The sequence below is a fragment of the Kocuria sp. TGY1127_2 genome (assembly GCF_013394385.1).
Lineage (GTDB): Bacteria > Actinomycetota > Actinomycetes > Actinomycetales > Micrococcaceae > Rothia.
On record NZ_AP022834.1, the window covers coordinates 1,000,736 to 1,017,281 of the forward strand.

12 protein-coding genes are annotated in these 16,546 nt (G+C 60.1%); 10 read left to right on the forward strand and 2 right to left on the reverse strand.

The window, feature by feature from the left end:
* Nucleotides 1-17 precede the first annotated feature (17 nt).
* The 10 genes from sake_RS04510 to sake_RS04555 all read left to right on the forward strand — a co-directional run bounded on the left by sake_RS04510 (nt 18) and on the right by sake_RS04555 (nt 14,173).
* Complete coding sequence (locus sake_RS04510; RefSeq protein ID WP_129360000.1) at nt 18-1,820, forward strand: BCCT family transporter; 1,803 nt, start codon at nt 18-20, stop codon at nt 1,818-1,820.
* 255 nt (nt 1,821-2,075) lie between these two features.
* Nucleotides 2,076-3,713 carry an ABC transporter substrate-binding protein gene (locus tag sake_RS04515; protein ID WP_129359999.1) on the forward strand — a complete coding sequence of 546 codons (1,638 nt, stop codon included), beginning with the start codon at nt 2,076-2,078 and terminating at the stop codon, nt 3,711-3,713.
* A gap of 151 nt (nt 3,714-3,864) precedes the next feature.
* Nucleotides 3,865-4,791, forward strand: a complete 927-nt coding sequence (locus tag sake_RS04520; RefSeq protein WP_129359998.1) for an ABC transporter permease — start codon at nt 3,865-3,867, stop codon at nt 4,789-4,791.
* Nucleotides 4,784-5,860, forward strand: coding sequence for an ABC transporter permease (locus sake_RS04525; protein ID WP_129359997.1), 1,077 nt, complete (start codon nt 4,784-4,786; stop codon nt 5,858-5,860). Before sake_RS04520 ends, sake_RS04525 begins: the two co-directional genes overlap by 8 nt.
* 3 nt (nt 5,861-5,863) lie before the next feature.
* Nucleotides 5,864-7,552 (forward strand): ABC transporter ATP-binding protein, encoded by a 1,689-nt coding sequence (locus sake_RS04530; protein ID WP_178945533.1) that lies wholly within the window; start codon nt 5,864-5,866, stop codon nt 7,550-7,552.
* Nucleotides 7,553-7,746: 194 nt separating this feature from the next.
* The gene (gene typA, locus sake_RS04535) at nt 7,747-9,663 is read left to right on the forward strand and encodes a translational GTPase TypA (RefSeq protein WP_129359995.1); all 1,917 of its coding nucleotides are present in this window, start codon (nt 7,747-7,749) and stop codon (nt 9,661-9,663) included.
* A 30-nt stretch (nt 9,664-9,693) separates the two neighbouring features.
* Entirely contained in the window at nt 9,694-10,980 is a 1,287-nt protein-coding gene (locus tag sake_RS04540; protein WP_178945534.1) for a PIG-L family deacetylase, read from the forward strand.
* Nucleotides 10,981-11,162: 182 nt separating this feature from the next.
* A complete protein-coding gene (gene fdxA, locus sake_RS04545; RefSeq protein ID WP_129359993.1) occupies nt 11,163-11,486 on the forward strand; it encodes a ferredoxin in 324 nt (107 codons plus the stop codon).
* 11 nt (nt 11,487-11,497) lie between these two features.
* Nucleotides 11,498-12,631 carry a succinyldiaminopimelate transaminase gene (gene dapC, locus sake_RS04550; protein ID WP_129359992.1) on the forward strand — a complete coding sequence of 378 codons (1,134 nt, stop codon included), beginning with the start codon at nt 11,498-11,500 and terminating at the stop codon, nt 12,629-12,631.
* 258 nt (nt 12,632-12,889) lie between these two features.
* Nucleotides 12,890-14,173 (forward strand): citrate synthase, encoded by a 1,284-nt coding sequence (locus tag sake_RS04555; protein ID WP_178945535.1) that lies wholly within the window; start codon nt 12,890-12,892, stop codon nt 14,171-14,173.
* A 328-nt stretch (nt 14,174-14,501) separates the two neighbouring features.
* Here the strand turns inward: sake_RS04555 and galE are convergent, their stop codons facing one another.
* Nucleotides 14,502-15,518, reverse strand: a complete 1,017-nt coding sequence (gene galE, locus sake_RS04560) for a UDP-glucose 4-epimerase GalE (RefSeq protein WP_178945536.1) — start codon at nt 15,516-15,518, stop codon at nt 14,502-14,504.
* 24 nt (nt 15,519-15,542) lie between these two features.
* Nucleotides 15,543-16,508 (reverse strand): 2,3,4,5-tetrahydropyridine-2,6-dicarboxylate N-succinyltransferase, encoded by a 966-nt coding sequence (gene dapD, locus sake_RS04565; protein ID WP_178946274.1) that lies wholly within the window; start codon nt 16,506-16,508, stop codon nt 15,543-15,545.
* Nucleotides 16,509-16,546: the final 38 nt, after the last annotated feature.

Genomic DNA, 16,546 nt, shown 5'->3' on the forward strand with positions numbered 1-16,546 from the left:
TACAGAACGAGGATTGCATGGCTAACTTCTTGACCAGGAAGCCGGACCTTCGGGTCGGCGGCGTCCCAGATCGCTTGCACGAGAAGATGAAGCGCGGGGCAATCGACAAAAGAGTCTTTATACCTGCGGCAATCATCATGGCGCTTTTTATTAGCATCACTATGATATTTCCGCATCAGGCCAATGAACTATTTACTGCGCTGCAAACGGACGTCATCGGATATTTCGGCTGGTATTACACGGCAATTGTGGCCGTCTTCGTCGTCTTTGCGCTGTATCTGGGCTTCAGCAGGCTCGGCGACATCAAGCTGGGACCGGACGATTCCACACCCGACTATTCGTTCATGACATGGCTGGCCTTCCTGTTCGCGGCAGGTATGGGCATTGGGCTGGTGTTCTACGGCGCATCGGAGCCTATCTCTCACTTCATAACGCCTCCGCCAGAGGTGGGGGGTTCGCCGGAGCAGTTGGCTCAGCAGAGTATGTCCCGCAGCTTCCTGCACTGGGGCCTGCACCCGTGGGCCATCTACGTGATCGTCGGTATGGCGATTGCCTATTCGGCCCATCGGAAGAAATTGCCGTTGTCCATCCGGTACTCGCTCAAACCTCTCCTCGGGGACCGAATCAGTGGCATTTGGGGAGATGTCATCGACATCGTGGCCCTGGTCGGGGTGCTGTTCGGCGTCGCGACGTCGATGGGCCTCGGCGTGATGCAGATTGCGTCAGGCCTTGGCTTCCTGAATATCGACGCCACCAGCAACATGGGCTACACCATGATCATCATCCTTCTCTCGGCCGTCACTTTGTTCTCGGTGGTCACCGGCCTCGAGAAGGGCATGAAATGGCTTTCGAACGGCAACCTGATTCTGGCGGCGGTGATCGTACTCTTCGTGCTGATCATGGGACCCACGATCTTCCTGCTCCGTGAGTTCGTTCAGGCCATTGGCCATTACCTGCAGCACGTCATCGAGTTGACGTTCTCGACCTTCGCGCTCGACGGTGCTGAAGGTCAGGAGTTTGCAGGCACCTGGACAACCTTCTACTGGGGCTGGTGGATCTCGTGGTCGGCCTTCGTCGGAATGTTCATTGCTCGTGTTTCCAGGGGACGCACCGTTCGTGAATTCGTTCTCGCCGTTCTTCTGGTCCCCGCGGCGATGTCGTTCTTCTGGTTCTCCGTGATGGGCGGTACTGCGCTGCATACCGAGCTCTTCGGTGACGGCGGACTTGCGAACCTGGACAGCGAAGGCATCCTGTTCACGATGCTTCAGGACTTGCCGGCCTCCGGCGCGCTGATCATCGGTTCAGTGATTCTGATTATCGTTTTCTTCGTGACCTCGGCCGATTCGGGCGCGTTGGTGTTGGGCATGATTTCTTCTTCCGGCTCCCCGAACCCGAAGACTTGGGTTCGAGTTTTCTGGGTCCTGGTCGCCGGCGGCACCGCGACGGCCCTGCTCTGGGCGGGCGGAGAGAACTCGTTGAACGCCATCCAGACGATTTCGATTCTGACGGCGTTGCCGTTCTCGGTGGTCATCGTGTTCATGTGCATCTCGCTGTTCAAATCACTGCAGGCCGAACACCAGTTGTTCATTCGGGCTCAGCGGCGCCAAGTCCGGAACGAGATCGCAGACGAAATCTCCGAGAGCGTCAATAGCCAGGTTTCGGCCAACTTCAGCCAGCTCGAGGAGCACTGGAACGACCGCATGGAAGCTGAGGCCGTGGAAGCCGCGGAAGCTGCGGTTGCTTCTGGTGCGTCTTCGGCGTCGACCTCGGGCGCCAAGAAGCGGAGCGGCAAATTGCCGTGGCGCTCCATGAAGGACTGATGGCGGCTGACACGCCGTTGAAAACGGAGTACAAAAAATAATCCAAAAGGCCCGCTCCCTTGGTGGAGCGGGCCTTTTGCGCGTCCGGAGCGTCGAAGGCAACACGGCGGTTACATACAAGCAACAAATGTGGTTTAGACTTCTTCCAAGCGTGTCATGCATCACAAGTTTCCGCTCGTACGCGGGGCCTTGAAACGTTACCCACGGGGCATCGCGCGCGCTTATCACATCGATCAATCACTCCTAGGAGGCGAAATGCGATTCTCACGCATTTCAACGTTCGCGAGCGTTGCGGTGATCTCCGCATTGGCTCTTACCGGTTGCGGCGGGGGATCCTCCGCCGGAAGCGGAGACGCCGACTCGTCCGCCGTCATCACAGCCGACAGCGTCGAACCGCAGAACCCGTTGGTACCGACCAACACGTCTGAAAATGGCGGCGGTGTCGTCGTAGAGAACATTTTCAATGGCCTCATCTCGTACGACGAGGACGGGAAACCGCAAAACGATCTGGCCGAGTCCATCGATTCGGACGACAACCAGAACTGGACTATCAAGATCAAGAAGGACAAGAAGTTCACCAACGGTGAGCCGGTCACGGCCCAGAGCTTCGTGGACTCCTGGAATTACGGGGCGGCCGCCAAGAACGCACAGGCAGCTTCGACCTTCTTCAGCCCGATCGAAGGATACGACGCTGTATCCGGAGAAGGATCCACAGAAGACAAGATGTCCGGCCTGCAGGTCAAGGACGACAACACGTTCACCGTCAAGTTGAACTCGCCGCAGTCGGACTTCGATCTCCGCCTCGGGTACGCCGCCTACGTCCCCATGCCCGAATCGGCTTTCAAGGACATGAAGGCCTTCGGTGAGAATCCGGTCGGCTACGGTCCCTACAAGATGGCCAAGGAAGGGGCATGGCAGCACAACACCCAGATCGATCTGGTCAAGAACGACGACTATGACGGTCCGGAGAAGCCCAAGAACGGTGGTATCACTTTCAAGCTGTACCAGAACCCGGATACTGCCTATCAGGACCTGCTCGCCAATAACTTGGACGTTCTGCAACAGATTCCGACCTCTGCTCTGGGCAACTACAAGGACGACCTGGGTGACCGCAGCCTGGACAAGCCGTACGCCGGAAACCAGACGATCGCCATCCCGTACTACCTCAAGAACTGGAGCGGCGAAGCCGGTAAGCTGCGTCGCCAGGCGCTGTCCATGGCAATCGATCGCGATGAGATCACCAAGGTGATCCTGAACAACACTCGGAAGCCGGCGACGGACATGACCGCACCGGTGCTGGAAGGCTACAAGGACAAAATCGAGAACTCGGACAACACCAAGTTCGACAAGGACAAGGCCAAAGAGCTCTGGGACAAAGCAGAGAAGATGCAGCCCTACGACACGTCCGAGAAATTCACCATCGCCTATAACGCTGATGCCGGCGGACACAAGAAGTGGGTCGACGCGGTAGCGAACCAGATCAAGAACAACCTGGGCATCGATGCAGAAGGCAAGTCCTACTCGACCTTCAAGGAAGTCCGCACTGACGCGACCTCAGGCAAGCTGACCGGAGCCGTACGTTCGGGCTGGCTCGGGGATTACCCTTCGCTCTACAACTTCATGGAGCCGACGTACACCAAGGGCGCCAACTCGAACGACTCGAAATACGACAACCCTGAGTTCGAGAAGAAGTTGAATGAGGGTCTCGCCGCCACCGACAAGGATGCGGCCAACAAGGCCTTCCGGGAAGCCGACTCGATGTTGCTCGAGGACCTTCCCGCCATCCCGCTGTGGTACTCACAGGCCAACGTCGGTTGGTCGGAGAGCGTTTCCGGCGTCAAGGCGTCCTGGAACGGTACCCCGATGTACTACAACGTGGAGAAATCCTCCTGACCGTGCCGGAATCGGCCATATAACTCAGAAGATGGAGGGCCGCTGTGCGGCCCTCCATCTCCGCTTGCCTCTGAGGTAGATACTTATGAATTCTAGCCAAACGAACCATCGACGCGGAGTCGACCTATCAGGCTTGGGGATGATCTAAGCCGTGTTGTGGTACCTCTTCAAACGTCTCCTCCAGCTCGTTCCCGTATTCCTGGGCGCGACGCTGCTGGTCTATTTCTTGGTCTTCATGCTCCCAGGTGACCCGCTTGCTGCTCTCTGCGGCGAGAAGGGCTGCACCCCTGGCGTCGCCGCGGCATTGACCGAGAAATACCGACTCAACGACCCGTTCCTGGTCCAGTACCTCCATTATCTCGGAGGGCTCTTCACCGGAGACCTGGGCGTGAACTTCTCGGGCCGCGAGATTGGCTCGATCCTCGAATCCGCATTCCCCGTCACCGCACGATTGGCCATCGAAGCGCTGATCTTCGAGGGAGTCTTCGGCGTGATCTTCGGTCTGTACGCGGGACTCAAAAAGGGCAAGCTCTTCGACTCGACTGTTCTGGTCATCTCGCTGATCGTCATCGCCATCCCGATTTTCGTCCTGGCCTTCATGATGCAGTTCTTCGTGGGCGTCCGTTTGGGACTCGCCAAGCCGACCGTCTCGGGCGCAGCAGGCTGGGGAGAACTCATCCTGCCGGCCGTGGTCCTGGGCCTGGTCTCATTCGCCTATGTCCTGCGCCTGACCAGGACGTCGGTGGCGGAGAACGTCAACGCAGACTACGTGCGCACCGCAACCGCCAAGGGACTGAGCCGTGGACGAGTGATAAGGGTCCATGTTCTTCGTAACTCCATGATTCCGGTCGCTACGTTCCTCGGCGCGGACCTCGGAGCGCTGATGGGCGGTGCCGTGGTTACCGAGGGGATCTTCAATGTGCCCGGAATCGGTTCCCAGCTCTACAAAGCACTCACGCTCGGAGATGCCCCTACGGTGGTGTCCATCGTTTCGATCATGGTCCTGATCTTCTGCGTGGCCAACCTGTTGGTTGATTTGCTCTACGCCTGGCTCGACCCGAGGATCCGCTATGCATAAATTTGAAAGTTCAGAAATCAACCCATCCGAGAACGCAGAAGCCAAAGAAAACATGCGTGAACGGATTCAGCCCGAAGCCGCGGAACATGCGGTCGCGGGCAATCAGAAAGATCTCGGGGGATCGGCCGTCGCGATCGAGCACTTCATCGCCGATATCGATGAGACCCCCGTGGTGGCCACGGATTCCTCCGTTACGGACGAAGCTCCGCTGAGTCTGTGGAAAGACGCGTGGCGACAACTCCGCACCAAACCGACCTTCATCTTCTCGGTAATCCTGATCGTTCTGGCAGTTGTGATCGCCTTCTTCCCGCAACTGTTTTGGACCGAGAACCCTGCCAGCGGTCAGTGCCTCCTCGAGAATTCCAACGGCAAGGCCGGGTCGGGTCACATCATGGGCTTCACAGCTCAAGGGTGCGACGTCTACTCGCGCGTCATCGCCGGCACCCGGGCGTCACTGACCGTCGGTCTCTTCGCGACCCTCGGCGTCGTCGTGATCGGTGGAATCGTCGGTGCCATCGCCGGGTACTTCGGCGGATGGGTTGACGCGGTCCTCGCCCGTTTGGGCGATATCTTCTTCGCTCTGCCGTTGATTCTCGGCGCATTGGTCATCATGCAGCTTCCGGCATTCCGCGAGAATCGCGGCGTGTGGACGCTGGTCCTGATTCTCGTGCTGCTGGGGTGGCCGCAGGTCGCGCGAATCATGCGTGGTGCCGTGGTCGAAGTCCGCAATGCGGATTACGTGACCAGCGCTCGTTCGCTGGGAGTCTCGTCATTCGGAATCCTCATGAAACACATCATCCCCAATGCCATGGCCCCGGTCATCGTGATCGCGACCATCTCATTGGGCACGTTCATCGTTGCCGAGTCGACGCTGTCCTATCTCGGTATCGGTCTGCCGCCCGAGATCATGAGCTGGGGCAACGACATCTCCGATGGCAAGGACGCGTTCCGCTCCAACCCCATGCCCGTGTTCTGGCCAGGTTTGGCCTTGTCCCTCACGGTTCTGAGCTTCATCATGCTAGGCGATGCCCTCCGTGATGCGCTCGATCCCAAGTCCCGGAAGAAGTGACCCATGACTGAAGAAACAGTGAAACCGCTGCTCGAAATCAAGAACCTGGGAATCACGTTCAAAACCAGCACGGGTGAGATAGAGGCTGTCAAGGACTCGAACTTCACCGTGATGCCGGGGGAGACCGTGGCCATCGTGGGAGAGTCGGGATCCGGCAAGTCGACCTCAGGACTCGCGGCAATCGGTTTGCTTCCGAGCAATGGCCGAGTCTCCAGCGGCAATATCATCTTCGACGGCAAAGACATCACCCACATCAGCGAGGCGGAGAAGGTTAAGCTTCGCGGCAACCAGATCGGCATGGTGCCTCAGGACCCCATGTCGAACCTGAACCCCGTGTGGAAGATCGGGTTCCAAGTCAAGGAAACGCTCAAAGCGAATGGTCTGCCCAGCGCAGACAAGGATGTCAGCCGCGTTCTGGAGCAGGCAGGTCTTCCGGACGCCGAAAAACGTTCTCGCCAGTACCCTCACGAATTCTCCGGCGGTATGCGCCAGCGCGCGCTCATCGCGATCGGCCTGTCGTGCCAGCCGCGCCTGTTGATCGCCGATGAGCCGACCTCGGCCCTCGACGTGACCGTGCAACGCACCATTCTGGATCACCTGGAGACCATGACCCAGGACCTCGGAACGGCCGTCCTGCTGATCACACACGATCTCGGTTTGGCCGCCGAACGGGCCCGCAAAGTCGTTGTGATGTACAAGGGCCGCGTGGTCGAGGCCGGACCGGCATTGGATCTGCTCCGCAACCCTCAGCATCCCTACACCAAGAAGCTCGTCGAGTCCGCTCCGTCTTTGGCCTCTCGACGTATCCAGGTGGCCAAGGAAACCGGGCGGGAAGCCGAGGATCTTCTGGCCGAACGCCCGAAGACCGAGATTCAGGCGACTCTGCAGCAAGACTTCGTGCGGGTCCAGAATCTCACCAAGGTCTTCAAATTGCGGGGCGCTTGGGGCAAATCGGAGCGGTTCACGGCCGTGGATGACGTCACCTTCTCGATCCCACGAGGTACGACGACTGCGGTTGTCGGGGAATCGGGTTCTGGCAAGTCGACCGTGGCCCGCATGCTCTTGGGCCTCGAGACCATCACGAAGGGGAACATTTCCTTCGACGGCCGGGACGTCGCAGGCCTCAAGGGTCGCGAAATGTTCAAGTTCAGGCGTCGAGTGCAGCCGATCTTCCAGGATCCGTACGGTTCCCTGGACCCGATGTACAACATTTTCCGGACGATCGAAGAACCCATGCGTGTTCACAAGGTGGGCACCAAGTCCGAGCGCGAGAAGAAGGTCAACGAGCTCCTGGACCAAGTTCAACTCCCGCATTCGATGATGGCTCGATACCCGAATGAGCTGTCCGGCGGCCAGCGCCAGCGTGTGGCCATCGCTCGTGCACTGGCGTTGAACCCTGAACTCGTCGTCTGCGATGAGGCGGTCTCCGCCCTGGACGTCCTGGTACAGGCGCAGATCCTGAACCTACTCGCCGAATTGCAGTCCGAGCTCGGCTTGACGTATCTCTTCATCACCCACGATCTCGCGGTGGTTCGCCAAATCGCGGACAACGTGTGCGTCATGGAAAAAGGGAAGATGGTCGAGACCGGGTCCACGGATTCCGTGTTCGAAGATCCCCAGACCGACTACACGAACAAGCTGCTCGCGGCCATTCCCGGAGCGGGCCTGATGATCCCGCCCGAGGCCGCCTGAGCAAAATTCGCGACCGGTGATGCCTGGGGTTTCCGCCACGATGGTGGGAGCCCCGGGCATCGGCGTTTGACGACCTGGCTATGATGGGTACTGGCCCCATGCGGTCGCGCATGAACGCGCCTGAAAATTACGCCGACGCTGTGGCCCACCATGACGTCACACCAGCCACTCTCCAGCAAAGCGAGCCTTATCGTATGACTGAAACTTCCAGCACCGCTACGCGAACCGACATCCGCAATGTCGCGATCGTGGCCCACGTTGACCACGGCAAGACCACCATCGTCGACGCCATGCTCAAACAGACCCACGCATTCTCTGACCATGCGGACGTCGAAGATCGTGTGATGGACTCCGGTGACCTGGAACGTGAAAAGGGCATCACGATCCTCGCGAAGAACACCACCGTCGAGTATTCGGGTCCCGCAGCGAACGGGGAAACCGTCACCATCAACGTGATCGATACTCCCGGCCACGCCGACTTCGGAGGCGAGGTAGAACGCGGCCTCTCCATGGTCGATGGCGTCGTCCTGCTCGTTGACGCTTCCGAAGGTCCGCTCCCGCAGACTCGCTTCGTACTGCGCAAGGCGCTGGCCGCCAAGCTGCCGGTCATCCTCGTCGTGAACAAGGTAGACCGCCCGGACGCGCGAATCGAAGAAGTCGTTTCCGAGACCATGGACCTTCTCCTTGGTCTTGCTTCAGACCTGTCCGAGGAAGTTCCGGACCTCGACCTCGACGCCGTCCTCGACGTGCCGGTCGTCTACGCTTCCGGCAAGGTCGGGCGCGCCTCGACCGAGCAGCCCGCTGACGGCGAGATCCCCGACAACGAAGATCTCGAACCTCTATTCAAGACCATCCTGGATCACGTTCCGGCCCCGACGTACGACCCGGCCGGTGTTCTCCAGGCGCACGTGACCAACCTGGACTCCTCACCCTTCCTCGGACGTCTGGCTCTGCTCCGCGTCTTCAACGGAACCCTCAAGAAAGGCCAGACCGTCGCTTGGGCCCGCCAGGACGGACAGCTCAAGAACGTTCGTATCTCCGAACTGCTCAAGACCAAAGCCCTCGACCGTGTCTCGGCCGATGAGGCCGGTCCCGGCGAAATCGTCGCCGTCGCAGGCATCGAAGACATCACGATCGGCGAGACCCTGACGGACGCCGAGAATCCGAATCCGTTGCCTCTGATCACGGTGGACGATCCGGCGATCTCGATGACGATCGGTATCAACACCTCCCCGATGGCCGGTCGCGTCAAAGGCGCCAAGGTCACGGCTCGTCAGGTCAAGGACCGTCTGGACAAGGAATTGATCGGCAACGTATCGATCCGCGTTCTGCCTACTCAGCGTCCCGATGCCTGGGAAGTTCAGGGGCGTGGCGAGCTCGCGCTCGCGATCCTGGTCGAGCAGATGCGTCGCGAAGGCTTCGAGCTGACCGCGGGCAAACCGCAGGTCGTCACCAAGGTCGTGGACGGCAAGGTCCACGAACCAATCGAGTACATGACGATCGACGTCCCGGATGAATTCATGGGTGCCGTCACGCAGCTCATGGCGAGCCGAAAGGGCCGCATGGAAACGATGACCAATAACGGCACCGGTTGGGTACGCATGGAGTTCCGCGTTCCTGCTCGTGGCCTCATCGGCTTCCGGACGCAGTTCCTGACAGAGACCCGTGGTGCTGGCATTTCGAACTCCTACGCAGACGGTTTCGAGCCGTGGGCCGGAGACATCGAATACCGGACCAACGGTTCGCTGGTGGCTGACCGTGCGGGCGTCGTGACTCCCTACGCGATGATGAATCTGCAGGAGCGCGGAACGTTCTTCGTGGAGCCGACTTCGGAAGTTTACGAGGGCATGATCGTGGGCGAGAATTCTCGCGCCGACGACATGGAGGTCAACATCACGAAGGAGAAGAAGCTGACCAACATGCGTTCGGCCAGCGCGGACAACTTCGAGAACCTTACGCCTCCGCGCAAGTTGACGTTGGAAGAGTGCCTCGAATTCGCTCGTGAGGACGAGTGCGTGGAGATCACGCCCGAGGCTATTCGCATCCGGAAGGTCATCCTCGACGCCAATGAGCGTGTCCGTGCCTTCCGTGCCCGCAACCGCGCCAATTAATCCGAGGAATCAGACAGCACGTCTTCACCGATGACCAACCCCGAAACACACGGTTCCCATCCTGAACCGTTTTACCCCGAACAGGCCGAGTACACGTCGCCGGACGCGGTGCCGTCCCTGCTACCGGAGGATCTGGATCCTCGGCAAGCGACCATATTGTTCATCCACGCGCATCCGGACGACGAGTCCACCTCGACCGGGGCGACGATGAGCTACTATGCGCGAGCCGGGGCCAAGGTCGATCTTCTGACCATGTCCCGGGGTGAAATGGGAGAGGTCATCGGTGAAGAGCATGCAGCGTTGGACGTGCGGAATCGTCCCTCCGAGGATCGAGGAGAGAAGCTGGGTGCGCTCCGGGAAATCGAGCTCGAGGCCGCGTGCCGCGAGCTGGGCGTTCGACGCCACTGGTTCGCTGAACGGTCCAAGAGCCCAGGTTTCTTCCGCGACTCTGGGATGTCGTGGGGCAGGCACGGTCGCGCTGCGGCAGCCGAGAACGCGGCTGCCGACTGCCTGACGCACGCGCCGCTCAAGGAATCTGCCGCGGCCATCGCGAGGGTCATCGAGAAGTCCCGTCCCGACGTCGTGGTCAGTTACGACGTCGACGGCGGCTACGGACATCCCGACCACCAAAGAACCCATGAGGCGACCCTCAAGGCCCTTTCCATGCTGTCCCGCAAGGCTCAGCCGGCTCTGGTCTGGGGTGTGGAAGGCGAAGCGGATCCGCAGGACGAGAGACAGCAAGCCGTCGTCCAAGGGGATGCCGCGGCCAAAAAGCGTGCCATGGCCGCCCACGCGACGCAGGTCGTCGTGGGGGAGGGGAGGACCTTCCACTACTCGAATAACATTGAACAGAAGATCAGCGGAGCAGAATCGTTCAGACTTCTTGCGGAATCCGTCGATCAATCGCGTGAAGAGCGAAAGAACGTGGCAGCCGGCCCGATCAACTCCGCCATCGCCGGAGTGGGGTTGGGCTTGGTCATCGGTTTCATCGGAACCATGTTCCACGCTTCGATCAGCTATTTTTCGGGGTGGTACCTCCCCTGGGGTCTTTTCTTGGCTCTCCTGCTGGTGCTGAGCGCAACGCTGTGGGTCTCGCATTACACCCGTAAGGCCTGGGCCACGGTTCTTCCCGGAACCATTGCTTTTCTGGAAATCGGGCTCTTCATCTACGCCCGGTCGGACTCGCTCCTGGTGATTCCGAATCCCAAAGTTCCGATCGGCCAGGTCGGGATTGCCTGGGTACTCGGGACCCTGGTGATGACGATGATCGGCCAATGGATCTCCAACCGCGCGATCCTGAAGACCCGAAATTCGTAACGTCACGCAAGACTTCACGCGGCTTAACCGCAACCGCCTTGTGACGTGATAACTCATACAGTGTGAAGTACCCACGTGAGTCTGCGCCACATGCACGACTAGACTGATGGTTCAACAGACTTGCCGCGGAGCAACGAACCGAACCGCGACGACCGGGGACCCGGTACCGATGAGAGGTTTGAATGACATACGTAATTGCCCAGCCCTGCGTCGACGTCAAGGACCGCGCGTGCGTTGAAGAATGCCCCGTCGACTGCATTTACGAAGGTGAGCGGTCCCTTTACATCCACCCGGATGAGTGCGTGGACTGCGGCGCATGCGAACCGGTGTGCCCCGTCGAAGCGATCTACTACGAGGACGACGTTCCCGAAGAATGGGATGCCTATACCACGGCGAATGCCGATTTCTTCGATGACTTGGGTTCGCCCGGTGGGGCCGCTCGGACCGGCGTCATCGACCACGATCACCCCTTGATTGCCGGGCTGCCGCCCCAGAACCAAGAATAGGACCGGCCCGCATGTCTTCCTTCGGTTTGAGCCTGCCGGATTACCCCTGGAACTCCCTGGCTCCTTATCGCGAACGCGCCGCCGGTCATCCGGATGGCACGGTGGACCTGTCGATTGGTACGCCGGTCGACCCGACCCCTGACGTCATCCGGCAGGCTTTGGCCGACGGGGCAGATGCTCCGGGGTATCCGACCACGCAGGGAACCGCGGAAGTTCGGCAGGCCATTGTCCAATGGTATGCGCGCCGTCGTGGGGTAGAAGGTCTGGACGAGACATCCGTGATGCCGACCGTAGGCTCCAAGGAGCTGGTGGCTTGGTTGCCATTCCTCCTTGGCCTGGGTGAGGACGACGTCGTTGTGCGCCCCGTCGTTGCCTATCCCACCTACGATATCGGGGCGAGGTTTGCTGGGGCGCGTGCCGTCGCTGCAGACAATCTGGAAGATCTGGATGCAGAGACTCGTTCCCGCGTGAAGCTCGTGTGGGTGAATTCACCCGGTAACCCCACAGGCACGGTGAGGGATGCGACATCTTTGGCCCAGATGGTGCGCGAGGCACGTGAACTCGGCGCCGTCGTGGCGTCCGATGAATGTTATGCGGAATTGGGATGGGGCGACTGGGACGAAGAACGAGGTGGCCAGCGTGTGCCGTCCGTTCTTGATCCCCGAGTCTCCGGTGGCGAGATGACCAACCTTCTTTCCGTCTACTCCCTGTCCAAGCAATCCAACCTCGCCGGATATCGGGCGGCATTCGTTGCGGGGGATACGGGTCTGATCGCGAACCTCATCAACTCGAGAAAACACGCGGGCATGATCGTGCCGCGTCCTATCCAAGATGCCATGACGATTGCCCTGGGCGACGAGAATCATGTCGCGCACCAGAAAGCTCTTTATCGGTCCCGGCGTGAGGCCCTGAAGCCCGCCGTCGAGCAATACGGCTTGTCGATCGAGGGATCACGGGCCGGACTGTATCTATGGGGAACCATGGGGGAGGACACCTGGACCACGGTGGGTCGTTTTGCCGATCTTGGCATCGTGGTCGGCCCCGGGGTCTTCTACGGTGACGAGGGAGACGGACACATACGGATCTCTCTGACCGCATGCGACGAACGTATCGAAGCGGCCGTCCGGCGGCTATCGAAGGCCTGACTCGAGGAGACCCTGGCGGGCGGCGGATATCGAAGTGTCTTATTTCGCCGCGTCAAGCGCGGTGAAATGTCCGTGCACATCGCGAGGATGATTCGTGACGGTATGTCTGCAAAGGGTAGGCTATGCAGAGATAATCTGTGTCCCCGCCCACGCCGCGGCCCTGACCGTTATGGCAGGGCGGCGCTTTTGTGCCGGCACCAGGGCGACCCCCGAGGCTTGGCATGTCACGGCGGAGGACACACGCAAACGGGAGGAAATATGACCGATAACGCGACCTTCACCTTCGACGGTACGAGCGTCGACTGCCCGGCCGTCGAACCGACTGACGGGACGGGCGCATTCGACATCGCCAAACTTCGTTCCGAAACCGGGGGGTACGTCACCTACGACCCCGGCTTCATGAACACCGCCAACGTCAAGTCCGCTGTCACCTATATCGACGGCGATGCCGGAATCCTGCGGTACCGTGGTTACCCGATCGAAGATCTTGCCAAGAAAGCGAGCTTCGTCGAGGTCGCCTACCTGTTGATCTACGGTGAGTTGCCAACGCAAACGCAGTTGGATGAATTCGATCGTATGATCCGGACCCACACCATGGTCCACGAGGATCTGAAGATCTTCTTCTCAGGTTTCCCTCGGACCGCGCACCCGATGCCGGTTCTGGCTTCGGCGGTGTCCGCACTGTCGACCTTTTACAGCGACTCGTTGGATCCGCACGACGAGCACGAGGTCGAGGTCTCCACGATCCGTTTGCTGTCCAAAGTGCCGACCCTGGCGGCGTATGCATTCAAGAAGTCCAAGGGCGAGCCGATGCTCTACCCGCAGAATGACCTCAATTACGCTGAGAACTTCCTGCGGCTGTGCTTCGGCGTTCCCGCAGAAGACTACGAGGTGGATCCGGACATTGCAGAGGCACTCAACCTCTTGCTGATCCTTCACGCGGATCACGAGCAGAACTGCTCGACCTCGACAGTCCGCCTGGTCGGCTCGTCCGATGCCAATATGTTCGCTTCCGTCTCCGCTGGCATCAATGCTCTGTACGGACCTAAGCACGGTGGCGCAAACGAGGCCGTCCTGAACATGCTTCGCAGCATTCAGTCCGAGGGCATCAGCCCCGAGGATTTCATGGAAAAAGTCAAGAACAAGGAAGAGGGCGTACGCCTGATGGGCTTCGGCCACCGGGTGTACAAGAACTACGATCCGCGCGCCCGCATCGTGAAGGCCACCGCGGACAAGATCCTGAAGAAGATCGGCGGCGACGACGAGCTCCTCGAGATCGCGATGCGTCTCGAGGACAAGGCACTGGCCGACGACTACTTCGTCGAGCGCAAGCTCTATCCGAACGTGGACTTCTACACGGGCCTGATCTACAAGGCGATGGGCTTCCCGGAGCAGATGTTCACGGTGCTCTTCGCCATCGGTCGTCTGCCCGGGTGGATCGCCCAGTGGCGTGAGATGATGCTGGATCCGTCCACCAAGATCGGCCGCCCTCGCCAGGTCTACACCGGTGAGACCGAGCGTCGTTACCCCGGGGTCGAGTAGCCAGACCAACTCAGATTCGGGCCGTCGCGTGCATCTCGGGTTCACCTACGAACAGGGATGCACGCAACGGCCCGATTTTTATCTGAGGCGGTTCGCATATCCCTTGGCCCTCGCCACAGAATGCAGGGCGCCTTCAACCCGCCCGGGGTCGCTGATCAGCGGCAAGCACGGACGACGTCCGCCGGAATAATGTCCACACCGGACCTCGCCTACCTCATGGTGTGGGAACATGGGTGTCCACTGCGAGTTACTGACAGCGAATCGGGCTATGGGGTGGATTACGGGCCGCTATGCAACCCGAAATGCACGCGCGATCCCGGTCCGCTGTCTATCCCTCGTATCCGTTGGGATTGTTCTTCTGCCACCGCCAGTGATCCGCGCACATGGTCGCGATGTCTCGGCTCGCGGACCAGCCGAGATCGGCCAGGGCAGAAGAGGGATCCGCGTAAGAGACGGCGACGTCCCCCGGCCGGCGATCCACGATCTCGTACGGGATTTCCTTGCCCGATGCGTTTTCGAAAGCCTCGCGCACCTCGAGGACCGAATAACCGTTGCCCGTCCCGAGGTTCCACGTATGGAGTCCGCCTCGTTGAGAAACGTAGTCGAGGGCCTTGAGATGACCTTCCGCGAGATCGACGACGTGGATGTAATCCCGCACACCGGTACCGTCCGGTGTGGGGTAGTCGTCGCCGAAAACCTTGAGCTTGTCGCGGCGCCCGACCGCGACCTGCGCTATGAAAGGCAGCAGGTTGTTCGGAACCCCCGTGGGGTCTTCGCCGATCTGTCCGGATTCATGGGCACCTACGGGGTTGAAGTACCGCAGAAGAGCAACATTCCAGGACTCGTCCGACTGGGCCACGTCGATCAGCATGTCTTCAATGTGCTCTTTAGTTCGGCCGTAACAGGATTGAGCGTCCATGGGCAGCTTCTCGGTGAGAGGCATCTCCTCGGGAGCGCCGTAGACGGTCGCCGATGACGAGAATACGATTGAACGACACCCCGACTGATCCATCGCCTGCAGGAGATTGATCGTTCCGGCCACGTTGGTGTTGTAGTACCACAGCGGTTTTTCCGCCGATTCGCCGACTGCCTTCAGCCCTGCGAAATGGATCACCGCCTCCGGCCTGGACGATTCGAAAAGCTCGTTCATCGCCGGAGCGTCCAACAAATCCACTTCGTGGAATTCGGCACGCTTGCCACCGGCGAGATCGCTGACCCGTTCCAGCGAGGCCTTGGACGAGTTCGCGAGATTGTCCATAACGACAACCTCATGCCCGGCTTCGAGAAGAGCCAGAACCGTATGGCTGCCGATATAGCCGGCACCGCCGGTCACCATGATCTTCATGTCTATTTCCTAACGGTGGGTGAACTAGTTGGCGTGCAGGACTGAATTGAGTTCAACGGATCCAGTCGCGCGGGGGATTGCTTCCACGGCGCCGCTCTGGGAGTTGCGGCGGTACAGCAAATTCGCGGTCCCGGATAGGTCCGCGGCTTTGACGACCTTCGATTCCTGGCTCGTGACTACAGTCACGCGGGTTCCAGTGGTCAGGTACAACCCGGCCTCGACGACGCAGTCGTCGCCCAACGATATCCCCACACCGGCGTTGGCGCCGAGAAGCACGCGTTCGCCGAGGCGGACGCGTTCCTTGCCACCTCCGGACAACGTACCCATGATCGACGCGCCGCCGCCGATGTCGGTGTGGTCACCGACCACGACGCCCTGGCTGATGCGGCCCTCGACCATGGCGTGGCCCAGCGTTCCGGAATTATAATTGACGAAGCCCTCGTGCATGACGGTTGTGCCGTCCGCGAGATGAGCGCCCAGGCGCACGCGATCGGCATCGCCGATACGGACACCGGTGGGCACCACGTAATCGACCATGCGCGGAAATTTGTCGACCGAGTAAACAGTCACGTGTCCTCGTGTACGCAGCGCCAAACGCACCTGTTCGAGCTCGGAAGCGAGAACGGGGCCGAAATTGGTCCACGCCACGTTGGCGAGTTTCCCGAAGACGCCGTCCAAATTGATCGAATTCGGCACGACGAGGCGGTGCGAGAGGGCATGGAGCCGCAGATACACATCTGCCGCGTCGACGGGCTCCTCCTGAAGCCGAACGGAGGTCTCAATAACCTTCAGTTCTACGTTGCGGGCGACGTCAGGGCCCTGTGAGGCCTCCAGGGCGTCGCGCACGGAGGTCTCCGCGGTCTCTGAAAGGGCTGGGGCTGGATACCAGACGTCCAGGACCTGTCCCTTGTTGGGGCCGGCGGCCACGACGGTGGCCAGGCCCAAGCCTGCTGCGTATTCGGCGCTCGTACTTGAAGTCATGTTTCCCAGTCTACGAAAACCTGGACGATGTTCCGTAGTGTGAGCCC